Source organism: Sphingopyxis sp. DBS4 (assembly GCF_024628865.1).
Taxonomy (GTDB): Bacteria; Pseudomonadota; Alphaproteobacteria; order Sphingomonadales; family Sphingomonadaceae; genus Sphingopyxis.
Genome location: NZ_CP102384.1, coordinates 2,489,803 through 2,509,424, shown reverse-complemented (window position 1 = coordinate 2,509,424; position 19,622 = coordinate 2,489,803). Strand labels below are relative to the sequence as shown.

Here is a 19,622-nt window from a genome sequence, read left to right as displayed (position 1 = left end):
TCATGTCGCTGATGCAGCTTTTCCTTCGCCTGATGCTCGACCCGTCGCGGCCTGTTCGCCGCGGGAAGGACGAGCGCGGCTTTACCCTGACCGAGCTGATGGTCGTGATCTTCATTATCGGACTGCTCGCGACGGTGGTGGCTATCAATGTCCTGGGTGCGCAAGATAAAGCGATGGTCACAAAGGCCAAGGCCGACATATCGCAAATTGAACAGTCGCTTGAGAACTATAAACTCGACAATCTGACTTACCCCTCGACCACCGACGGGCTGAACGCGCTCGTCACCGCGCCGCCCGCGCTCGCGCAGCCCGAACGCTATCGCCGCGGCGGCTATATCAAGAAGCTGCCGAGCGACCCTTGGGGACGGCCCTATAATTATCAGGCGCCCGCCGCGAACGGAAAGGCGTTCGACGTCTGGTCGATGGGCGCCGACGGCGCGCCGGGCGGAACCGACGACAATGCCGACATCCACGGAGAGAATTGAGCCGCATCCCGGTGAGCGCGGCTTCACGCTCGTCGAACTGATGGTCGTACTCGCGATTCTCGGCCTCGCCGCGACCGCGGTCGTGCTGACGATCCCCGGCGAGGAGCGGACAGTGCGCAGCGAAGCCGATCGGCTCGCCGCGCGCCTTGCCGCCGCGCGCGACGTTGCGGTGATCGAGGGGCGCAGCATATCGGTGAGTTTCGCGCCCTCCGGCTATGGCTTCGAGCGGCGGATCGACGGCGCCTGGCAGCCGCTTCCGGGCCGCGCCTTCGAACAGCGGAGCTGGCCGAGCGGCATCCGCTTCACCGCGGGCGACGGACAGGCGGCGGCGCGCGTCCGCTTCGATCGCATCGGCACCAGCCCGACGCCGCAGGCGGTCGTGCTGAGCGGCGGCGACGCGCGCGAAATTGTGCGCATCTCGGCGATGGGGGAGGTCAGCCGTGGCCGATGACGCGCGCGGCTTCACCCTGCTGGAAATGCTCGTCGCGCTCAGCATCATCAGCATCGCGGCGCTGACGCTGGTGCGGCTCGACGCTTATGCGGTGCGCACCGCGGGCGATCTCGACGAAAGCACGATGGCGGGCATCGTCGCGCAAAACCGCGCGGTCGAGCTATGGACCGACCCGTCACCGCCGACGATCGGGGCAAGCGCGAGCAGCGTCGCCAATGCGGGACGAAACTGGCGTATCGAACAACGCGTCGCGCCGACCGCCGACGCCGCGCTGCTGCGCATCGACCTGATCGTGCGGCCCGAAAGCGGGCGCGGGCAGGCGGCGCTGACGATTATCAGGCCGTCGCGGTGAGGGAGGATATGACCCCACCGTGTGTCCCCGCGAAGGCGGGGACCCAGAGCGCCCTCGAGCGACGGTGCGCGCGCGCTCTTTGGACCCCCGCCTTCGCAGGGGAGCACGAAAGGGGCGACGAGCGCGGCTTCACGCTCGTCGAAATGCTCGTTTCGCTGTCGATCTTCGCGGCGATCGCGGCGATGGGCGTCGGCCTGCTCCGCAGCAGCGTCGATACGCAGGACGCGGTGCAGCAACGCCTGAAAGGCATGAGCGGGCTCAACCGCGTGCGCGCGGTGATGGCGAACGATCTGGCGCAGGCGGTGCAGCGTTCGACGCGCGGCCCTTCGGGTGAAGCCGTGCCCGCCTTTCTGGGCTCCGCCTCGGGCTTCGCTTTCGTTCACGCGGGCGCGCCGTCGGACGGCAGCGCGCGGCCTGAGGTCGAGCGTGTCGGCTATGCGCTGGTCGGCGGCGAATGGCGCCGTGCGACGCAGCCGATGCTCGACGGCACCGCGCTCTCCGACGGCGACCGGCTGGTCGATGAAGTCGCGAGCGTCGCCGTCCGTTATCGCGACGAGCGCGGCAACTGGTCCGAAAGCTGGACGAGCGACCCCGGCGACCGCCTGCCGCGCGCAGTCGAGGTGCGGCTGACCCGCACCGGCCGCGCCCCGCTGACGATGCTGTTCCTGACCGCTCCGGCTGCCCCCCCACCGCCGCCCGTGCAGGGGGCTGCGCCATGATGCGCGACGAACAGCGAGAGCGCGGCGCCGCGCTGCTGGCGGTGCTGTTGCTCGTCGCAGTGATGGCGGTGATCGCGGCGACCGCGCTCGACCGGTTGATGCTGGCGACGCGCATTGCCGGCAGCGCCGCGACGGTCGATCAGGGGCGTGCCTATGCCTTTGCCGCCGAGCAGATCGCGCTGCGGCGCGTCGCCAGCCTCGTCTCGCGCGACCCGACGCGGCTGACGCTTGAGGGCGGCTGGCTGGGGCGCGATTTCACCCTGCCGCTGCCCGGCGGCGAGGGGCGGGCGCGGCTGACCGATGCGAACAACTGCTTCAATCTCAACAGCCTGGTCGCCGAAGTGACGCCGGGCAGGCTCAGCCAGCGGTCGGGAGCGATCGCCCAGTTCGCAGCGCTGATGAAGCTGGTCGGCATCGATGACGGGCAGGCGCAGCAAATCGCAGGCGCGACCGCCGACTGGATCGACAGCGACAGCAACGAGGGGCCGCTCGGCGCCGAGGACAATGTCTATCGCGGGATGCAGGCGCATTATCTCGCCGCCAACCGCAAGATGGTGGACATCAGCGAACTGCGCGCGGTGCGCGGCGTGACCCCCAAAATCTATGCCCAGCTCAAACCCTGGATATGCGTGCTGCCCGAGGCCGATCCGGTGAAGCTCAACGTCAACACCCTGGCGCCCGAACAGGCGCCGCTGATCGCGATGCTGATGCCCGGCGAACTGACCGTCGCCGATGCGCGCGCGGCGCTGGCGACGCGGCCCGCCGGCGGCTATGGCAGCAGCGTGAGATTCTGGGAGGCGCGGGCGTTCGAGGGGCGCAAGCCGCCGCAGGATGTCGCCGAACAGGCCGGGGTGAACAGTCGCTGGCTGATGCTGACGACGAAGGTGACGATGGGGGACGGGGTTTTGACGGCAAGGTCGCTCATCGATGCCAATGGCGGCGCGGCCGGCGCCGGGCTGGCGTCGCCGCTGATCGTCCGCCGCGACTGGGGCGAGAGCGATTGAGATGAGCCGCACCCTGATCCTCTGGCTGCCCCCGGTGGCGGCGCTTGCGGACGAAACGGCCGTGCGCCCGGCGTGGCTGCGCGTCGATGATGGTGTCATTGTCGATTCGGGGCAGGACGACGGCTGGGTCGATGCATGGGAACGCCCGCAGGACGACGCTGCCGACGGTCGGCTGATCGCGCTGGCACCCGCTGCCGACGTGCCGCTGCGCTGGCACCATTACCCTGATGCCGCCCCGGCGCAGGCGGCGGCGGCGGCGCGGCTCGATGCGCTGAAGGACAGTCTGGGCGAAGCGTCCGCGCTGCACGTCGTCGCGGGCCAGCCCGCCGAGGCGGGGCAGGCGGTCCCCGTCGCGGTGACGACCCACGCCGCGATGACGGCGTGGACCGACTGGCTGGCGGCGCAGGGACTGTCGCCCGATACGATCCTTCCTGCGGCTGCGGCCGTGCCGCCGCCCGAGGCGGAAACGCTCTGGGCCGCCGAGGTCGGCGACGAGACGATCGTCCGCACCGCCGATCGCGCCTTTCTGTCCGACCCCGAACTCGATCCGCTGATCGCCGGCGAACGGACGATCGCGCCGCTCGATGCCGCGCAGATGCGTGAAGCGCTGTTGCTCTCGCTTGCCGCGCCGCCGCTCGACCTGCTCAGCGGCGCGTGGAAGCCGAAGCGGAACTGGGCCGTCGATCCGGCGCTGCTGCGGCTGGCGAAGCGGCTGCTGATCGCGCTGCTCGTCGTCAGCCTGATGGTGCCGGTCGTCCATGCGATTCGGCTGATGTCGGATAGCAGCCGCGCCGACGAAGTGACGGTAGAAACAGCGAAAAAGGCAGGAATTGCCGCGCCTAACGCCGAAGCGGCCGAGGCGGAGATCGACCGGCGCCTCGCCGCGGCGGGCGGCGGGCCGCTCGCTTTCTCGGTCCCGGCGTCGGCGCTCTACGATGCGATGCGCGATACGCCGGGCGTAACGCTCAAGAGCCTGGCGCATCGCACCGACGGCACGCTGACGACGACGCTCGCCGCACCGCGCGTCGACGACATCAACGCGGTGCTGCTCGCGCTGCAGGCGCATGGCTATCGCATCACGGCGCAGCCGATGGCGGGAGCCGACGGCCAGCAGATGGCCAATGTGACGATCCGGGCGGTGCCATGATGGACGCGGTGAAAAATTGGTGGGGCGGCCTGTCGATGCGCGAGCGCTGGCTCGTCGGCGTCGCGGGCGTGCTGGCGCTCGCGGTGCTCGGCTGGGTGCTCGGACGGCCGGCGGTTGCCGCCTTCGCCGACCTTGAAAGTCGGCACAGCGCCGCGATCGAGCGCGAGGGGCGCGTCGCGGCGAAAGTGCAATTGCTCGCGTCGCGGCCGGCGACGTCGGTGGCCGCGGCGGTTGATGCCGTGGCGGTCGACCAATATCTCGCGCAGTCGGCGGGCGAGATCGGGCTGACGCTCGACCGCAACGAGGCGCGGGGACAGGGGCAGGCGACGATCGCGATTGCGACCGCCAAGGCGCCGGTGCTGACCGACTGGCTCGCCTCGCTCGAGGGACAGGGTTTCATCGTCGATCAATTGACGATCACCCCGGCCGCCGACGGCACTGTCGGCATGACCGCCGAACTGAGAAAGGCCGGACAATGAGCGGGCGCAGGCGCTGGATGATCGGCGCGGCGTTGCTCGCGCTGCTGCTGATCGTCGCGACCTTTCCGATGCGGCTCGCGCTGTCGCTGTCGGGCGCGGCCGATGCGGGCATCGCGGCGCGTGAGGTTCGCGGGTCGGTGTGGTCGGGGACGCTGATCGACGCGCGGCTAGGCGTCTTGCCGCTCGGCACGGTGCGCGCGAGCCTGTCGCCGCTCGCGTTGCTCGGCGGCGATACAGAGCTTGCCTTCACACGCGCCGATGAACGACTTGGCGCGCTGTCGGGGCGGCTTCACGGAAGCGATCCGCGCGGCATGTCCGACGTCAACGGCGCGACTTCGCTGTCGGGCGGGCTCGGCATCGTTCCAGTTGACACGATCCGTTTCGAGGGTGTGTCGGTGCGTTTCGACGATGCCGGACAATGCGTCGAGGCGGCGGGGCGGCTGCAATTGATGGTGACCGCGCCGATCGCGGGGCTCGACCTGTCGCGCGGGCTGTTGGGGCCGATTGCCTGTGCGAACGGTCGCGCGCGGGCGGTGCTCGCCAGCCAGTCGGGGATGGAGCGGCTGGCGCTGTCGTTCGATGCGCGCGGGGCTTATCGTGCGCAATTCGCGATCAACGTCGATCGCGACCCGGCGATGGCGGCGGCGCTGACGGTGCTGGGGTTCAAGCCGGGGGCGAACGGATATGTGCTGACCGCGACGGGGCGGTTTTAGGGATGGTCTGAAAGCCCCGTTCTCCCGCGAAAGCGGGGGTCCATCTCCGGCCGGTGCGATCCGGGACCGATCGGATGATGGGTCCCCGCCTTCGCGGGGACACAGGGTTGAGCAAAGGCGGAGCGGGAAGGGCCGGAGATGATTGGATCGATCCTCGACGCCCTGCCTTTCGGCGCCGCCGTCCTTCTCGCCGGACTTATCGGCCTTACCTTTGGCAGTTTCATCGCGACGCTGGTGCTACGCTGGCCCGCTGGACGATCGGTATTGGGCCGCTCGCAATGCGACGGCTGTGGCCGGCCGCTTCGCGCGTGGGAGTTGGTGCCGCTGTTGTCGGTGTTCTGGATGCGCGGAGCGTGTGCGCGGTGCGGGGTGCGGATCGATCCGTTTCACGGACAGGTCGAGATCGCTTCGGGATTGATCGGCGTTGTCGCGCTGGCGCTCTTGCCCGGCACCGCGGGCTGGCTCTGGGCGCTGTTCGGCTGGCTGCTGCTGCCGCTCGCCTTGCTCGACGCACGGCATTTCTGGCTGCCCGACAGGCTCAATGCCGTGCTCGCGATCACTGGTCTGCTTCTGGCCGGTCCGATGCTTGGCGTCCCCTTGCTCGACCGCTGGATCGGGGCGCTTGCGGGCGGGCTGGTTCTCGCGGTTATCGCCTGGGCCTATCGCCGCCTGCGCAGCGATGAAGGAATGGGCGGTGGCGACCCCAAGCTCGTCGCGGCGATCGGCTGCTGGCTCGGCTGGCAGGCGCTGCCGCTGCTGCTGTTGCTCGCTAGCCTCGGCGGGCTGCTCTGGGCGCTTGTCGCGCACGGAAAAGGGGACCGGCCGTTGGCTCGACGGCCGGTCCCCTTCGGTCTTTTCGCTTGCGCCGCCGCCTGGGCGACGGTGCCGCTATGGCCGCTGCTTATCGCGCGATGACGCCCGATAAGCACCTTCCCTTCAGGGGAAGGATTGGGATGGGGTATTTTCAACCCGGTGTTCCCCCGCGAAGGCGGGGGGCCATCTGCGGTCGGTGCTATGCTGAACCGGTCGGAGATGGGTCCCCGCCTTCGCGGGGACACACCTGTATTTTATTCGCGGTCGACTTCGCTTATCGCGCGATGACGACGGTCACGGCGCGGCGGTTCTGTGCCCAGGCTTCCTCGTTCGAGCCGAGCGCCGCCGGGCGTTCCTTGCCATAGCTGATCACGTCGATCCGGCTCGGGTCGACGCCCAGCGTCGCGAGATAATTTTTCGCGGCATTGGCGCGGCGCTCGCCGAGCGCGATGTTATAGTCGCGGGTGCCGCGTTCGTCGGCGTGGCCCTCCAGCGTGACGCGCACCGCGGGATTGCGGGCGAGCCACTGCGCCTGGCTCTGCAGCGTCGCCTGATCCTCGGCATCGACGTTGTACTGATCGAAACCGAAGAAAATCCGGTCGGACGAAACATTGGCGACAAAGTCTTCCTGCGATCCGGGGACCACGCCGCCGGTATTCGTTCCCGTATCGGTGCCGGTTCCTTCGGGCGCGGGCGGCAGTTGTTCCGGCGCCTTCTTTGCACAGGCACCCACAGCAAGCATGGTGATCGCCGCGATCATCGCGGTGGTTTTGCGTATCGTCATGTCTTCTGTCCTCTTGTTGTTGCATTTTTCAGTCGTGACCGCGTGGGATTAACCCGCATTGAACGCAAAGAGTCAAACCCCGCGGATTTCCTTTGGTTCCGCGGCCGCGATCAGGGCAGGATCGGCCCCCAGCTCGGGTCCGATCCGTCCTGCGGCGTCGGCAGGCGGCGCAGGTTCACGCCGGTCAGGTCGACCTGCCACAGCGACGATTTGCCCGCCTTGCCCGGCGTGGTGCGAAAGAACTGGATGACGCGGCCGTTCGGCGACCAGGTCGGCGCCTCGTCCTGCCAGCTGTTGGTGAGCAGCCGCTCGCCGCCGCCCGATGGCGTCATCACGCCGACGCGGAACTCGCCGCCGCCCATCTTGGTGAAGGCAATCAGGTCGCCGCGCGGCGACCATTCGGGGGTCGCATAGCGCCCGCCGCCAAAGCTGATCCGCTGCTGGTTCGATCCGTCGATGTTCATCGTGTAAAGTTGCTGCCCGCCCGAGCGGTCGCTTTCGAACACGATCTTCTTGCCATCGGGCGAGAAACTGCCGCCGACGTCGATTCCCGGCGTGCTGGTCAGCCGCACCGGCGTGCCGCCCTCGGCCGAGATGCGATAGATGTCGGTGTTGCCGCCGACTGCCATCGAATAGAGGATCTGGCGGCCATCGGGCGACCAGCGCGGCGCAAAGGTCGCATTCTTGCTTTCGGTTACCAGCTTCTGCGTGCCCGCATTGACGTCGTAGATGAAGACGCGGACGCGGTCGTTCAAATAGCTGACATAGACGATCTTCTTGTAATCGGGCGAGAAGCGCGGGCTGAGCGCGAGCGCCTGGCCGTTGGTGATGAAGCGGTGGTTGCCGCCGTCCGAATCCATGATCGCCAGCCGTTTGATGCGGTTCCCCTTGGGGCCGCTCTCGGCAATGTAGGCGACGCGGCTGTCGAAGAAGGGCGATTCCCCCGACAGGCGCGAATAGATGGCGTCGGCGCATTTATGCGCGGCGCGGCGCCAGTCGGCGGGCTGGATCTCGTACCCCTGCCGCACCAGCTCGCTGCCGAGGTCGGTGTCGTAGAGGTAGCAGCCGACGACGAGCCCGCCGGTGCCGCTCGCCTGCACGAAGCCATGGACGACATTCTCGGCGTTCCGCGCCTGCCAGTCGGCGAATTGCGGCGCGCGCACTTCCGCCATGCTGATCGCGCGGACGCTGCCGGGACCGAGCGGCGCGTAGAGCCCGCTGCGTTCGAGGTCGGCGGCGATAACGTCGGCGATCTGCTTGCCGAGGCTCGCGGTGTTGAGCCCCGCGACATTGACCGCCGCCGGGGTCGCGAAGGCGGGGACCGCGATGACGGTGCGATCCTGCGACAGCGTGCCGGTGATCGATTCGCGCGGGCCGTCCGCCGGAGGCTGGACGACGGGCGGCTGCACCGACTGGGTCTGGGCGACCACGGGGCTGGCAACCGTCATCAGGAGGCCGGCGATCAAATATCTCGCAAGAGTCATGCTCATCTCACCTTGTCGAAGTCCAATGTGTAATTCTGCCAATAGCTGTAATTTTCTTCGGGCAAATCGAAGGGCGCGGCCGTTTCGACCGCCTTTTTCGCGCATTCCTGGTGGCGTGCGACCTGGAAGCGGTTGCTGTCATTCTGTCCCGACGTCGTCACGCTGGTGAAGCCCGCGAGTGCGCCCGTGGGGGTCAGCCGGAATTTGACGACGGTCTTCAGTTTCTCGACGTCGACCCCGCTGACCTTGCACCTGTCCCAGCGCGGGCCGACCTTGGCCTTGATGCTGACGTCGATCGAACGGCGCACCTCGGCCGAGGTCGTCGCGGCCGGCGCGCCCTTGCTCGCGGGCTGTTTGGGCTGCGTCCGCGACAGGCCGTCGACGATGCCGTCGAGGCGGCCGGTCGGGCGGCTCGTCGGCTTCTTCGCCGGGGCCTTCGGCGCGGGCTTGGGCGTCGCCTTTTGCGCGGCGGGGGGCATTTTCTTGGGCGGCGCTGGAACCGGGCGAGCGACCTGCTTCGGCGCGGGCGCCGGGGTCGGCCGCACGACCGGTTCGGGCAGCGGCGGCGCGGGGACGGGTTCTGGCGGCGCGGCGATGTCGTCCGCATCCTCTTCGCCCAGCCGTGCGGCGGGCGGGGTCTCGCTGATCACCGGCGCGGAGGACTGCGCCGCGGTTTCGGCGACCAGATCGACTTCCATCGGCGGATTGTCGAAACGCCGGTCGCCTGCGGTCCATTGCACCGAAAGCAGGCCGATCACGATGATATGCAGCGCCACCGCGATCGCGATGCCGGTCTTCTGATTCCCTCCGGGTGCGGATTGCGCAGCCATGGTCACCGCCTAGGGGTTCGTCTCTGAACCATCGGTGACCGCCGCTTCGGCCGGGGCCGGGGCATCCGATCCGGTGGTGACGAGCGCGATGCGCGTCAGCCCGGCACGGTTGAGCTCGCCCATCACGCGCATCACGCGGCCATAGTCGAGCCCCTTGTCGGCGCGCAGCATGATCTGGCGCGGCTTGTCGCCCTCTTTCTGCGCGCCGGCGATGGCATCAAGGCGGGCGGGAAGCTCGGCCTCTGGAACCACTTCGTCGCCGATATAGAGGGTGTCGTCGCCGTTGATCGAAAGCTGGATCGGTTCCTGCTCCTCGGTCTCGACCGGCTTCGCCCGGCTTTCGGGCAGATCGATCGGGACGGCGGAGGCGAGGAGGGGCGCGGTGATCATGAAGATGATCAGCAGCACCAGCATCACATCGACGAGCGGGGTGACGTTGATCTCCGCCATCGGCGCGCGGCGACCGCCGCGACCGCGCCGACGCCCTGCGCCGCCCGAAGGGCCGGTCATCGCCATCAGGCCTCGACCTCCAGTTCGCGACTGAACATCGCGTGCAGCCCGTCGGCGAAGCGGCCGAGCCGCGATTCGAGCCGGTTCAGCCGCTGCGAAAAGGCGTTGTAGGCGATCACCGCCGGAATGGCGGCGAACAGGCCGATCGCGGTCGCGAACAGCGCCTCGGCGATGCCGGGGGCGACGACCGCTAGGCTGCTGTTGTTCGACGCGGCGATCGCGGTGAAGCTGCGCATGATGCCCCAGACGGTGCCGAACAGGCCCACGAAGGGCGCGACCGCGCCGATGGTGGCGAGCGTGCCGATCTTTTCGGCCAGCCGGTCGACTTCGCCCGCGACGGCGCTGTTCATCGCGATACCCAGTCGCTCGCGCGTGCCCTCGCGGTCGACATTCCGGCCCTTGGTCGACCGGCGCCATTCGCCGATCCCTGCCGCGAGGATCTTCGCGCTCGGCAGTTCCTCGCCGCTGTTCTTGTCATAGAATTTGTCGATATTGTCGGCGCGCCAGAAATCGCGCTCGAACCCCTCCGACGCGCGCATCAGCTTGCCGACGCTGCGGCCGTGCGTGATGATCACCGCCCAGACATAGATCGACGCGAGTAGCAGCCCGATCATCACCGCCTTGACGATGATGTCGGCCTGAATGAACAGCGCGATGGGGGACAGCGTCGCCGCGTCGGCGGCCAGCTTGATATTGTCTAGCAAGGGTTGGTCTCTCCATTCATGATGGCGGTGAAACGGTCGGCCCAGCCCGCGGGCTGGCGGCGCGGCCGGCCTTCGGGTGACAGGAAGGCGGCGGTAACACGCCCCTCCGTTAACGTGTCCTGACCGCGAAGGATGCGCTGCGCGATGATCACGCTCGCGCCGCGCACCGCTTCGACAGTGCTGACGACGACGAGGTCGTCGTCGAGCTTTGCGGGGCTACGATATTTTATGGTCAGGTCGGTGACCGCCCAAGCGCCTTCGCCGCTCTCCATCGCCGCGCGCTGGTCGATTCCGGCGAGGCGCAGCATGTCGGAGCGCGCGCGTTCCATATAGCGGAGGTAATTGGCGTGATAGACGATGCCCGACAGGTCGGTGTCCTCGAAATAGACGCGCGCGCGGTAGTGATGCGCGGCCCCGACGAAGGCGCCGGGGACGAAGGGAGGAGGAACGGCCGCCATGGTTAAGACCGATAGCGGGGCATCGACTCGCCGCAAAGCCCTCTTCAACGGTTCGTCGCAGCGAAACGGCATTTGGTAGTTCCGTGCCCCTGCGAAGGCAGGGGCCCATCTTCAGACGGTCCATCCACTCGCAGAAGGCTGCAGGGTGTCGCAACGGCATGTGATGGACCCCTGCCTTCGCAGGGGCACGGGGCTATTTCCCCTGATCGAATAACCCGTCCTGCGTGCCCGTAGGCGGATTGAGGCCGAGATGCTTCCACGCGCTGGCATTGAGCATCCGCCCGCGCGCGGTGCGGGCGATCAGGCCGATCTGGAGCAGATAGGGCTCGATCACGTCCTCGATCGTGTCGCGCGGCTCGCTGAGACCCGCCGCGAGCGTGTCGGCGCCGACCGGGCCGCCGCGATAGATGTCGGCGATCATCGTCAGATAGCGCCGGTCCATCGCGTCGAGCCCGAGCGCGTCGACCTCCAGCCGGTTGAGTGCCGCGTCGGCGACTTTCGCGTCGACGATCTGTGCCCCCGCCACCGTCGCGAAATCGCGCACGCGGCGGAGCAGGCGGCCCGCGATACGCGGCGTGCCGCGCGAGCGCTTCGCGATCTCCAGCGCGCCATCGGGCGCGATGCCGAGGCCGAGCAGGCGCGCGGCGCGGCCGATCACCTGTTCGAGCTCGCCATGCGTATAGAAATTAAGCCGCACCGGAATGCCGAAGCGGTCGCGCAGCGGCGTCGTCAGCAGACCCTGCCGCGTCGTCGCGCCGACCAGCGTGAATTTGGGCAGGTCGATCCGCACGCTGCGCGCCGACGGCCCTTCGCCGATCATGATGTCGAGCGCGCGGTCCTCCATCGCGGGATAGAGGATTTCCTCGACCGCGGGGGCGAGGCGGTGGATCTCGTCGATGAACAGGACGTCGCCGTCCTCGAGATTGGTGAGCAGCGCGGCAAGGTCGCCCGCCTTGGCGATCACCGGGCCTGAAGTGGAGCGGAAGCCGACGCCGAGCTCGCGCGCGACGATCTGCGCCAGCGTCGTCTTGCCGAGCCCCGGCGGTCCGAAGAAGAGTACATGATCGAGCGCGTCGGACCGCGTCTTCGCCGCTTCGATGAAGATGCGCAGATTCTCGCGCGCCGCCGCTTGCCCGACGAACTCGGCGAGCGACTTGGGACGGAGCGCCGCGTCGGCGTCCTCGGGGGTGCGCAAGGGGGTGGTGAGGGCCGGCTCAGTCATAATGCTCTATTGCCTCGCCGGTAATCGAAACCCAAGGTTCCATCCGGTCCTCGTAAACCGAATAATCGGGTACGAAACCATGGCCCGGCTCGAAATTGCCGAGCGGTATTGCATAGGCGTCATGATAGGGCCGGGCTTTATACCAGACGCCCGAGCCGCAGGTGCCGCAAAAGAAGAAGTCGGCGGTGTTGCCGCTCTCGCCGGTATATTGCCACATCTTTGCGTTCGCTTCGCCCTCGATGCGGACCTGCTCGGCGGGAAAACGGACCTGCGCGGCAAAGGCGCTGCCGCTCCGCGCCTTGCATTCGCGGCAATGGCAGACCGACACGCGGATCGGCTCGCCGGTGCAGGTGATGCGGACCTGGCCGCAGCGGCAGGATGCGTGGCGGGTGGGGTCGGTCACTGACCGTCATCCCATTTTATAGGATCATGAGCTCGCATGTACTGCGCCGAATCCTGAACGCTTCGATGTGTCATCATCCAGCGCATGTCATCGATCCGAATTTTGCGATCAGGAGACAGTTCTCCCCATTTGCTCAAATAGGCCTCAATTGCGTCCGGATCGGATCGGCAATCGCGCATTACCTGTTGCCATTCGGTGATTGCTTCTTGGCCCAAGCGGCTAGGTACATACCCGCCTCCCATTGCGGCGCTAGCGGCGTCCCGAATTGTAAGACTGACGAAGTCGATCTTCGCATCAGCAATTTCGTCATCAGTTATGCCTAGCTCTCGAAGCCCGTTTTCAACGCGCATGACGCTTTGATAAACCCAATCGTCGCCAGACGCCCAGCGTCCGGTATTTACGGATGCTGCATTGGTGGCTCGTGCTTGAGTAACCGCTAATGCCTTCAGGCTCTGAAGCAGGTGTTCAGATTCTGAAATGTTTCGTTCAAGCTTGGCTTTCAGTGGACCGAACGACACCTCGATGAGCGATTCAAATTTTCCGGAGAGAGCGACCAGCACGACAGCACAAACAGCCATTACTGACGCTGCTAGATGAAACCAAGCCAAGGCAGTCACGCCGAGGACAAAGCAGATTTGACAGAGAAGGCGGCCCCAGTTTCTTTTCATTTGGCGGCCTTCTTGAGCGCCAGCCGTACCAGCGCGTCGAGGCTTGCCCCGGCACCCAGTTCCTCGCTTGCCGCCGCAACCGCAGCGCTCGCTTCGGCGGGTTTGAAGCCGAGGCCGGTGAGAGCGGCGACGGCGTCGGCGAGGGGGGCTGATGTGCCGGACAGGGCTGGATTCGAACTGGCGATCCCGCCCAGCGCCCCGGCTTTGTCCTTCAGTTCATGCGCGATCCGCTGCGCGAGCTTCGGGCCGACGCCGTTGGCGCGGGCGATCATGGCGCTGTCGCTGCTCGCCAGCGCGCGTTGCAAATCGCCGATCTCCAGCGCCGAGAGGATCGCGAGCGCCACCTTCGCGCCGACGCCCTGCACGCTGGTGAGCAGGCGGAACCAGTCGCGCTCCTCGGCCTTGGCAAAGCCGAGCAGGCGCAGGAAATCCTCGCCGACCAGCATTTCGGTGTGGATGGTCACATCGCCGCCGACCGGGCCGAGCGCATCCAATGTGCGCGCCGATGCTTCCACCAGATAACCGACGCCGCCGACGTCGATCACGGCATGGCCTGCGCCGCTTGAATCGAGCCGTCCGGTGAGTTTTGCGATCATGGAAGCCGTGCTAGCGCGGGGAGAACGAAAAGGGAATCAATTTCCCGCCGGCTGCTTTGCCACCTTCAAATAGCCCTTTCCTACATTATCCGGCTATGCCAGCCTTCATCAGGCTTTTCAGGCGGAGGGCACGGTCGGCCGAGTTGGGCGCATGATGGGGGCCGAAGGCGGCGTCGTTGGGCTGAACTTTCCTGAACTTTGGAATTTCGTCATACCGAGCTGCGATGGTTCGCATGGCAGATCGCGACTGCCAGCGCGTCGGCCGCGTCGGCGCCCGCGACCTTTGCGCCGGGCAGCAACACGCGCAGCATCGCCTGTACCTGTTCTTTCGCCGCGCCGCCGGTGCCGACGATGGCCTTCTTGACGAGGCGCGGGGCATATTCGGCCACGGGCAGCCCGCCGCGCGCGCAGGCGAGCAGCGCGACGCCGCGCGCGTGCGCCAGCTTCAACGTCGATTGCGGATTGTCGTTGACGAACACTTCCTCGACCGCCGCCTGTGCGGGGGCATGGTCGGCGATCACCGCTGCCAGCACTGTGTCGAGATGCGCGAGCCGGTCGGGCAGGGGCGCCTTGGCATCGGTCTTCACCTGCCCGTTGGCGATGTGACTGATCCGGCTGCCCTCGACGCGAATGATGCCCCAGCCGGTGCAACTGAGCGAAGGGTCGAGGCCGAGGATGATCACGTTCGCGATCCTCCCTGTGCCGCAGGCATGGGGAGGTGGCAGCCCGAAGGGCTGACGGAGGGGCGATGGCGCACCGGCCCCTCCACCACCGGCTTCGCCGGCGGTCCCCCTCCCCATCGCTTCGCGACAGGGAGGATTTGCATCAACCCAGTTTCTCCATCACCGCGTCGGGAATCTCATAATTACCCCACACGGTCTGGACGTCATCGTCGTCGTCGAGCGTGTCGATCAGCTTGAACAGGGTCTGCGCGACGCTTTCGTCGGCGATCTCGCTTTTCAGCGTCGGCTTCCACGCGAGCTTGACGCCTTCGGCCTCGCCGAGCTTGGCTTCGAGCGCTTTCGCGACCTCGTGCAGGCTGTCGACGCTGGTCCAGATGTCGTGGCCGTCCTCGGACGATTCGACGTCGTCGGCGCCCGCGTCGAGCGCGGCTTCGAACACCGTGTCGGCGTCGCCGGCCTTCGCGGGATAGCTGATCAGGCCGAGGCGGTCGAAGCCGTGGCTGACGCTGCCGCTGGTGCCGAGGTTGCCGCCGTTCTTGGCAAAGGCGGTGCGGACGTTGGTCGCGGTGCGGTTGCGGTTGTCGGTGAGCGCTTCGACGATCAGCGAGACGCCGCCGGGGCCATAGCCTTCGTAGCGGATTTCCTCGTAATTGTCGCCGTCGCCGCCCGCCGCCTTGTCGATTGCGCGCTGGATATTATCCTTGGGCATCGACTGCGCCTTGGCCGCGTTGACGGCCGCACGAAGACGGGCATTCGCGTCGGGGTCGGGCAGGCCCATCTTCGCCGCGACGGTGACTTCGCGCGCGAGCTTCGAGAAAAGGGCGCTGCGCTTCTTATCCTGCGCACCCTTGCGGTGCATGATGTTCTTGAACTTGCTATGGCCGGCCACAGCTACCTCCATCGGATGGAAAAAATGTGGCGCTGCCCCTAGCGCGGAGCGGGCGATCAGACAACCACGGCCGTTCCGCTGGCGGACACCATCAGCATCGACCCGTTCTGGCCGAGCACTTCATAGTCGAGATCGACGCCGATCACCGCATTGCCGCCGAGCTTCGCGGCCTCGGCCTCCATCTCGCCGAGCGCTTCCTTGCGCGCGCGGGCGAGGACATCCTCATATTTGCCCGAGCGGCCGCCGACGATGTCGGTGATGCTCGCGAACAGGTCGCGGAACAGGTTGGCGCCGACGATCACTTCGCCGGTGACGATGCCCAGATATTCGCGGACCGGATGGCCTTCGATGCTGTTGGTCGTGGTGCTGAACATCGTCACTCTCCTGTTGGGGGTTCAGGCCTGCCGGGCGGGCTCAGGCGATTCCGAGCGCTGATTTGTAAACGTCGAGGATCGCTTCCATTTCCTTGCGATCATGCACCGGCATTTTCCGCAGGCGCACGATCTGGCGCATGATCTTGGGGTCATAGCCCTGCGATTTCGATTCGAGGTAGACGTCGCGGATGTCGTCAGCGATGCCCTTTTTCTCTTCTTCCAGCCGCTCGATGCGCTCGATGAAAAGGCGCAGTTGTTCGTCGGACACGGTGGCTTCGCTCATTTTATACTCCGCTTGAGGTTTGGATGGGGTGGCGAGAATCGCCTCGGCGCCCGATTAGCGAGGTCAGGGATTCTTGGCCATGCTTTCTTCCATCCGCGCGAGCTGTTCGGGCGTCGCGGCGACATGGAAGCGCGCTTTCCACTCCTTGGTGGGCATTCCGTGGATTATCGCGCGGCCGGCCTCCTTGTCCAGGGCACCCGCTTCGGCGATCCAGTCGCCGAGGCAGTTGCGGCAGAATCCGGCGAGGCCCATCAGGTCGATGTTCGCGGCGTCGCTGCGATGTTGGAGCAAACGGACAAGGCGGCGGAAGGCCGCAGCGGCGGCGGCATCGTCGAGGCTGTCGAGCGCGTCGGTCTGGGCGCTCTGGTCGTCGCTGCAGGACATGGCGATATTCCTTCGTCTGGGGCGTTGCATAGCTATACGCGGCTTGCCTTCGCCGCAGCAACGCGCCTACGCATGCGTCCGGCATTTTTCCAGTCTTCGGAGCATCTGTGGTCCAGAGTTTTACGCCCCGCCAGCGCAAAGTGCGCATATTGGCGACGCTCGGCCCCGCGAGCGCGAATCCCGAGATGATCGCCGCACTCCACCGTGCGGGCGCCGACGCGTTTCGCGTCAACATGAGCCACGGCGACCATGAAGGCCATGCTCAGGTGATCGCCGCGATCCGCGCGCTGGAGAAGGAGACCGGGCGGCCGACGACGATCCTCGTCGACCTGCAGGGACCGAAGCTGCGCGTCGGAACCTTCAAGGACGGGCCCGCCGAACTGGTGAAGGGCGAAGGCTTTGTGCTCGACACCGACAAGGCGCCGGGCGACGCGGGGCGCGTCCATTTGCCGCACCCCGAGCTTTTCGCCGCGCTCGAACCCGGCACGCGATTGCTCGTCGACGACGGCAAGCTGGTGCTGCGCGTGCAGGCGGTTTCGCCCCAACGGATCGAGACGATCGTCGAGGTCGGCGGGCGGATTTCGGACCGCAAGGGCGTCAATGTCCCCGACGTCGTCGTGCCGCTCGCGGCGCTGACCGAGAAGGACCGCAAGGATCTGAGCTTCGCGCTCGAACAGCATGTCGACTGGATCGCACTCTCCTTCGTCCAGCGTCCCGAGGATGTCGCCGAGGCGCGGCGGCTGATCGGCGGCAAGGCGGCGCTGCTCGTTAAGTTCGAGAAGCCCGCGGGGGTCCAGCGGCTCGAAGAGATATTGGAGATCGCCGACGCCGCGATGGTCGCGCGCGGCGACTTGGGCGTCGAACTGCCGCCCGAGGCGGTGCCGCCGCTGCAGAAGCGGATCGTTGCGACCGCAAGGGCGATGGGCAAGCCGGTGGTCGTCGCGACCCAGATGCTCGAATCGATGATCGTTTCGCCCTCGCCGACGCGCGCCGAGGTGTCCGACGTTGCGACCGCCATCTATGACGGCGCCGACGCGATCATGCTCTCGGCCGAGACCGCGGCGGGGGCCTGGCCGGTCGAGGCGGTGACGATGATGGACAGCATCGCGCGCTCGGTCGAAAGCGATCCCGACTATTTCCGCCGCCTGCATTTCACCGAGACGCAGCCCGACGCGACCACCGCCGACGCGCTTGCCGAGGCGGCGGGGCGGATCATCCAGACGATCGCCGCCGACGCGATCATCTGCTTCACCGCCTCGGGCTCGACCGCGCGCCGCGTCGCGCGCGAGCGCCCGAACGCGCCGCTGCTGGTGCTGACGCCGAAGCGCGATGCGGCGCGGCGCATGGGGTTGCTGTGGGGCGCGCACGCGGTGCCGACCAAGGACATCGGCAGCTTCGAGGAGATGATCGCCAAGGGCAAGCGCATGGCGCTGCGCCACGGTATCGGCACGGCCGGGGCCAAGCTGGTGATGATGGCGGGGGTTCCCTTCGGCACGCCGGGGTCGACCAACGTGCTGCATGTCGCGACGCTGACCGGGGACGAACTGCGCGGCTATAGCTGACGCCTATTGTTCCGTCATCCCGGCCCTTCGACTGCGTTGGCAGGCGCTCAGGATAAACTTCCGCCAAAGGCGGAAGGCCGGGATCTCGCCGGTGCGTTATGGCGATAGGGCGAGATCCCGGCCTTCGCCGGGATGACGGCTGGGGAGTTTTGATTCAATCCGGCACAAAAGTTACCGCGCGATTCAGAAAATTTCGGAGTTGATTCAGTCCGGGACGGACAAAAATGGTAAATGATGTTTGCACCATTGACGGCAGGCGGCATAGTCGGTGCAAGTCGCGTGTCGGAACCCGCGTGGGAAGGGTTCGCATCATCGTCCGGAGGTCTGTCTCGCGTGTCCGCACCGTTCCGTTTTCCGCGCTTCTTCGTCACCAGCCCCGCGCCCTGCCCCTATCTGGAGGGCAAGACCGAGCGCAAGGTCTTCACCGAACTCAGCGGCAATAATGCGAACGAACTGAACGATGCGCTCGGCCGCATCGGGTTCCGTCGCAGCCAGTCGGTCGCCTATCGCCCGAGCTGCGCCGACTGTACGGCCTGCGTGTCGGTGCGCGTCTGCGCCGCCGAGTTCGCGCCGAGCAACTCGCAGAAGCGCACGATCCGCCGCAACCGCGACCTCGTCGCCACCGCCTGCAAGTCCTGGGCGACCGAGGAGCAATATGCGTTGCTGCGTTCCTACCTGGGCTCGCGCCATCCCAACGGCGGCATGGCCGACATGGACGAGCAGGATTTTGCCGACATGGTCGAGCAGACTCCGGTCGACAGCTATATGATCGAATATCGCGAGCCGACCGCCGACGGCAGCCGCGGCCGTCTGGTCGGCTGCTGCCTGACCGACCGGCAGGGCGACGGGCTGTCGATGATCTACAGCTTTTTCGATGCCAACCATCCGCTGCGCGAAGGGCTGGGCACCTATATCATCGCCGACCATGTGCTGCGCGCGGCGAAAGCCGGATTGCCTTACGTCTATCTCGGTTATTGGATCGAAGGGTCGGCGCGTATGGCGTATAAGGCACGCTTCCGCCCGCTCGAAAAGCTCGGCCCCGATGGCTGGTCACGCTTCGAGCCGATCGCATCGGACCGCATCGCGGCGATATTCGAATTGGCCTGACGCTTGGCCCGTTGACGCAGACCTTTTTCCATAGCATTGACGGGCAAGGGAATTTTCGAGGCGGGGAACGAAGGAGACGACCTTGTTCCGCTATCATCCTGCCGCGAAATTTCTGCTTCCCGCTCTTGCCGCCAGCCTTGCCTTCACTGCCGCGCCGCTCGCTGCGCAGCGGAATAACGGCACCGGAACGCGTGACGGCGCGGCCGTTAGCGGCGTCGATCAGGCGCACCGGATCGACTGCGGCGGACAGCCCGCCCAAGTATCGGGTTCGGACAATCATATCGAATTCGTGGGCGATTGCCCCAGCCTGACCGTCAACGGCGTGGACAACCAGATCAGCATCACGCTCCGCCCCGGTGCCCCGCTCACTGTGTCGGGCGTCGACAATGTCGTGACGTGGCGGATTGCCGGAAAGGGCAGGCCGAAGCTCGCAGTGAGTGGCGTCGACAATCAGGTGCGGCCGGGACGGTAGCCCCTTCATCGTCATTCCCGCGAAGGCGGGAATCCAGCTTTTCCCT

The 19,622-nt window shown here is 66.8% G+C and carries 27 protein-coding genes; 12 read left to right on the top strand and 15 right to left on the bottom strand.

The genetic code is table 11. The features are described from left to right. The first annotated feature begins 2 nt into the window (after positions 1 to 2). The 9 genes from gspG to NP825_RS11895 all read left to right on the top strand — a co-directional run bounded on the left by gspG (position 3) and on the right by NP825_RS11895 (position 6,265). A complete protein-coding gene (gspG, locus tag NP825_RS11935; protein ID WP_374046565.1) occupies positions 3 to 485 on the top strand; it encodes a type II secretion system major pseudopilin GspG in 483 nt (160 codons plus the stop codon). Continuing rightward, positions 460 to 936 (top strand): GspH/FimT family pseudopilin, encoded by a 477-nt coding sequence (locus tag NP825_RS11930; protein WP_257543687.1) that lies wholly within the window; start codon positions 460 to 462, stop codon positions 934 to 936. Before gspG ends, NP825_RS11930 begins: the two co-directional genes overlap by 26 nt. Next, complete coding sequence (gene gspI / locus NP825_RS11925) at positions 926 to 1,288, top strand: type II secretion system minor pseudopilin GspI (RefSeq protein ID WP_257543685.1); 363 nt, start codon at positions 926 to 928, stop codon at positions 1,286 to 1,288. Before NP825_RS11930 ends, gspI begins: the two co-directional genes overlap by 11 nt. An 8-nt stretch (positions 1,289 to 1,296) precedes the next feature. Continuing rightward, the gene (gspJ, locus tag NP825_RS11920; RefSeq protein WP_257543683.1) at positions 1,297 to 2,007 is read left to right on the top strand and encodes a type II secretion system minor pseudopilin GspJ; all 711 of its coding nucleotides are present in this window, start codon (positions 1,297 to 1,299) and stop codon (positions 2,005 to 2,007) included. Further along, on the top strand, positions 2,004 to 3,011 hold the full coding sequence (gene gspK / locus NP825_RS11915; protein ID WP_257543681.1) for a type II secretion system minor pseudopilin GspK: 1,008 nt from the start codon (positions 2,004 to 2,006) through the stop codon (positions 3,009 to 3,011). Before gspJ ends, gspK begins: the two co-directional genes overlap by 4 nt. A 1-nt stretch (position 3,012) precedes the next feature. Next, the gene (gene gspL, locus NP825_RS11910) at positions 3,013 to 4,158 is read left to right on the top strand and encodes a type II secretion system protein GspL (RefSeq protein WP_257543679.1); all 1,146 of its coding nucleotides are present in this window, start codon (positions 3,013 to 3,015) and stop codon (positions 4,156 to 4,158) included. After that, positions 4,158 to 4,637 carry a type II secretion system protein M gene (locus NP825_RS11905; protein WP_257543677.1) on the top strand — a complete coding sequence of 160 codons (480 nt, stop codon included), beginning with the start codon at positions 4,158 to 4,160 and terminating at the stop codon, positions 4,635 to 4,637. The genes gspL and NP825_RS11905 overlap by 1 nt, the downstream gene beginning before the upstream one ends. Beyond that, on the top strand, positions 4,634 to 5,350 hold the full coding sequence (gspN, locus tag NP825_RS11900) for a type II secretion system protein N (RefSeq protein ID WP_257543674.1): 717 nt from the start codon (positions 4,634 to 4,636) through the stop codon (positions 5,348 to 5,350). Before NP825_RS11905 ends, gspN begins: the two co-directional genes overlap by 4 nt. A gap of 138 nt (positions 5,351 to 5,488) precedes the next feature. After that, positions 5,489 to 6,265 carry an A24 family peptidase gene (locus NP825_RS11895; RefSeq protein ID WP_257543672.1) on the top strand — a complete coding sequence of 259 codons (777 nt, stop codon included), beginning with the start codon at positions 5,489 to 5,491 and terminating at the stop codon, positions 6,263 to 6,265. A 172-nt stretch (positions 6,266 to 6,437) separates the two neighbouring features. Here NP825_RS11895 and pal read toward each other — a convergent pair whose 3' ends face one another. The 15 genes from pal to NP825_RS11820 all read right to left on the bottom strand — a co-directional run bounded on the left by pal (position 6,438) and on the right by NP825_RS11820 (position 16,435). Next, entirely contained in the window at positions 6,438 to 6,947 is a 510-nt protein-coding gene (gene pal, locus NP825_RS11890) for a peptidoglycan-associated lipoprotein Pal (protein ID WP_257543670.1), read from the bottom strand. A 110-nt stretch (positions 6,948 to 7,057) separates the two neighbouring features. Beyond that, a complete protein-coding gene (gene tolB / locus NP825_RS11885) occupies positions 7,058 to 8,437 on the bottom strand; it encodes a Tol-Pal system beta propeller repeat protein TolB (protein WP_374046490.1) in 1,380 nt (459 codons plus the stop codon). Further along, complete coding sequence (locus NP825_RS11880; protein ID WP_257543666.1) at positions 8,434 to 9,261, bottom strand: hypothetical protein; 828 nt, start codon at positions 9,259 to 9,261, stop codon at positions 8,434 to 8,436. The genes tolB and NP825_RS11880 overlap by 4 nt, the downstream gene beginning before the upstream one ends. 9 nt (positions 9,262 to 9,270) lie before the next feature. After that, on the bottom strand, positions 9,271 to 9,777 hold the full coding sequence (gene tolR, locus NP825_RS11875) for a protein TolR (protein WP_257543664.1): 507 nt from the start codon (positions 9,775 to 9,777) through the stop codon (positions 9,271 to 9,273). After that, positions 9,777 to 10,475 (bottom strand): protein TolQ, encoded by a 699-nt coding sequence (tolQ, locus tag NP825_RS11870; protein ID WP_257543662.1) that lies wholly within the window; start codon positions 10,473 to 10,475, stop codon positions 9,777 to 9,779. The genes tolR and tolQ overlap by 1 nt, the downstream gene beginning before the upstream one ends. Further along, entirely contained in the window at positions 10,469 to 10,933 is a 465-nt protein-coding gene (locus NP825_RS11865; RefSeq protein WP_257543660.1) for a YbgC/FadM family acyl-CoA thioesterase, read from the bottom strand. The genes tolQ and NP825_RS11865 overlap by 7 nt, the downstream gene beginning before the upstream one ends. 193 nt (positions 10,934 to 11,126) lie before the next feature. Continuing rightward, the gene (gene ruvB, locus NP825_RS11860) at positions 11,127 to 12,155 is read right to left on the bottom strand and encodes a Holliday junction branch migration DNA helicase RuvB (RefSeq protein ID WP_257543658.1); all 1,029 of its coding nucleotides are present in this window, start codon (positions 12,153 to 12,155) and stop codon (positions 11,127 to 11,129) included. Then, positions 12,148 to 12,558 carry a GFA family protein gene (locus NP825_RS11855; RefSeq protein ID WP_257543656.1) on the bottom strand — a complete coding sequence of 137 codons (411 nt, stop codon included), beginning with the start codon at positions 12,556 to 12,558 and terminating at the stop codon, positions 12,148 to 12,150. Before NP825_RS11855 ends, ruvB begins: the two co-directional genes overlap by 8 nt. Then, a complete protein-coding gene (locus tag NP825_RS11850; RefSeq protein WP_257543654.1) occupies positions 12,555 to 13,226 on the bottom strand; it encodes a hypothetical protein in 672 nt (223 codons plus the stop codon). Before NP825_RS11850 ends, NP825_RS11855 begins: the two co-directional genes overlap by 4 nt. Next, on the bottom strand, positions 13,223 to 13,822 hold the full coding sequence (gene ruvA, locus NP825_RS11845; RefSeq protein WP_257543651.1) for a Holliday junction branch migration protein RuvA: 600 nt from the start codon (positions 13,820 to 13,822) through the stop codon (positions 13,223 to 13,225). Before ruvA ends, NP825_RS11850 begins: the two co-directional genes overlap by 4 nt. Before the next feature lie 209 nt (positions 13,823 to 14,031). Continuing rightward, positions 14,032 to 14,505, bottom strand: a complete 474-nt coding sequence (gene ruvC, locus NP825_RS11840) for a crossover junction endodeoxyribonuclease RuvC (RefSeq protein ID WP_257543649.1) — start codon at positions 14,503 to 14,505, stop codon at positions 14,032 to 14,034. Between the two features lie 142 nt (positions 14,506 to 14,647). Beyond that, positions 14,648 to 15,394: a YebC/PmpR family DNA-binding transcriptional regulator gene (locus NP825_RS11835; protein WP_257543647.1), complete on the bottom strand. Its 747-nt coding sequence runs from the start codon at positions 15,392 to 15,394 to the stop codon at positions 14,648 to 14,650. 56 nt (positions 15,395 to 15,450) lie between these two features. Beyond that, complete coding sequence (locus NP825_RS11830) at positions 15,451 to 15,768, bottom strand: YbjQ family protein (protein ID WP_257543645.1); 318 nt, start codon at positions 15,766 to 15,768, stop codon at positions 15,451 to 15,453. A gap of 40 nt (positions 15,769 to 15,808) precedes the next feature. Further along, positions 15,809 to 16,051, bottom strand: coding sequence for a DUF2312 domain-containing protein (locus NP825_RS11825; RefSeq protein ID WP_058814959.1), 243 nt, complete (start codon positions 16,049 to 16,051; stop codon positions 15,809 to 15,811). Between the two features lie 63 nt (positions 16,052 to 16,114). Beyond that, the gene (locus NP825_RS11820) at positions 16,115 to 16,435 is read right to left on the bottom strand and encodes a DUF1244 domain-containing protein (RefSeq protein WP_257543639.1); all 321 of its coding nucleotides are present in this window, start codon (positions 16,433 to 16,435) and stop codon (positions 16,115 to 16,117) included. A gap of 107 nt (positions 16,436 to 16,542) precedes the next feature. On the opposite strand from NP825_RS11820, the gene pyk reads away from it, so the two are divergent. The 3 genes from pyk to NP825_RS11805 all read left to right on the top strand — a co-directional run bounded on the left by pyk (position 16,543) and on the right by NP825_RS11805 (position 19,576). Next, positions 16,543 to 17,997, top strand: a complete 1,455-nt coding sequence (gene pyk, locus NP825_RS11815) for a pyruvate kinase (protein WP_257543637.1) — start codon at positions 16,543 to 16,545, stop codon at positions 17,995 to 17,997. A gap of 333 nt (positions 17,998 to 18,330) precedes the next feature. Continuing rightward, positions 18,331 to 19,104, top strand: coding sequence for an arginyltransferase (locus NP825_RS11810; RefSeq protein WP_257543635.1), 774 nt, complete (start codon positions 18,331 to 18,333; stop codon positions 19,102 to 19,104). An 82-nt stretch (positions 19,105 to 19,186) separates the two neighbouring features. Beyond that, positions 19,187 to 19,576 (top strand): DUF3060 domain-containing protein, encoded by a 390-nt coding sequence (locus NP825_RS11805; protein ID WP_257543632.1) that lies wholly within the window; start codon positions 19,187 to 19,189, stop codon positions 19,574 to 19,576. Positions 19,577 to 19,622: the final 46 nt, after the last annotated feature.

Coding starts and splice junctions, on each gene's coding strand:
- gspG (WP_374046565.1), top strand. CDS start 3: ATGTCGCTGATGCAGCTTTTCCTTCGCCTGATGCTCGACCCGTCGCGG.
- NP825_RS11930 (WP_257543687.1), top strand. CDS start 460: ATGCCGACATCCACGGAGAGAATTGAGCCGCATCCCGGTGAGCGCGGC.
- gspJ (WP_257543683.1), top strand. CDS start 1,297: ATGACCCCACCGTGTGTCCCCGCGAAGGCGGGGACCCAGAGCGCCCTC.
- gspK (WP_257543681.1), top strand. CDS start 2,004: ATGATGCGCGACGAACAGCGAGAGCGCGGCGCCGCGCTGCTGGCGGTG.
- gspL (WP_257543679.1), top strand. CDS start 3,013: ATGAGCCGCACCCTGATCCTCTGGCTGCCCCCGGTGGCGGCGCTTGCG.
- NP825_RS11905 (WP_257543677.1), top strand. CDS start 4,158: ATGGACGCGGTGAAAAATTGGTGGGGCGGCCTGTCGATGCGCGAGCGC.
- gspN (WP_257543674.1), top strand. CDS start 4,634: ATGAGCGGGCGCAGGCGCTGGATGATCGGCGCGGCGTTGCTCGCGCTG.
- NP825_RS11895 (WP_257543672.1), top strand. CDS start 5,489: ATGATTGGATCGATCCTCGACGCCCTGCCTTTCGGCGCCGCCGTCCTT.
- pal (WP_257543670.1), bottom strand. CDS start 6,947: ATGACGATACGCAAAACCACCGCGATGATCGCGGCGATCACCATGCTT.
- tolB (WP_374046490.1), bottom strand. CDS start 8,437: ATGAGCATGACTCTTGCGAGATATTTGATCGCCGGCCTCCTGATGACG.
- NP825_RS11880 (WP_257543666.1), bottom strand. CDS start 9,261: ATGGCTGCGCAATCCGCACCCGGAGGGAATCAGAAGACCGGCATCGCG.
- tolR (WP_257543664.1), bottom strand. CDS start 9,777: ATGGCGATGACCGGCCCTTCGGGCGGCGCAGGGCGTCGGCGCGGTCGC.
- NP825_RS11865 (WP_257543660.1), bottom strand. CDS start 10,933: ATGGCGGCCGTTCCTCCTCCCTTCGTCCCCGGCGCCTTCGTCGGGGCC.
- ruvB (WP_257543658.1), bottom strand. CDS start 12,155: ATGACTGAGCCGGCCCTCACCACCCCCTTGCGCACCCCCGAGGACGCC.
- NP825_RS11850 (WP_257543654.1), bottom strand. CDS start 13,226: ATGAAAAGAAACTGGGGCCGCCTTCTCTGTCAAATCTGCTTTGTCCTC.
- ruvA (WP_257543651.1), bottom strand. CDS start 13,822: ATGATCGCAAAACTCACCGGACGGCTCGATTCAAGCGGCGCAGGCCAT.
- NP825_RS11830 (WP_257543645.1), bottom strand. CDS start 15,768: ATGTTCAGCACCACGACCAACAGCATCGAAGGCCATCCGGTCCGCGAA.
- NP825_RS11825 (WP_058814959.1), bottom strand. CDS start 16,051: ATGAGCGAAGCCACCGTGTCCGACGAACAACTGCGCCTTTTCATCGAG.
- NP825_RS11820 (WP_257543639.1), bottom strand. CDS start 16,435: ATGTCCTGCAGCGACGACCAGAGCGCCCAGACCGACGCGCTCGACAGC.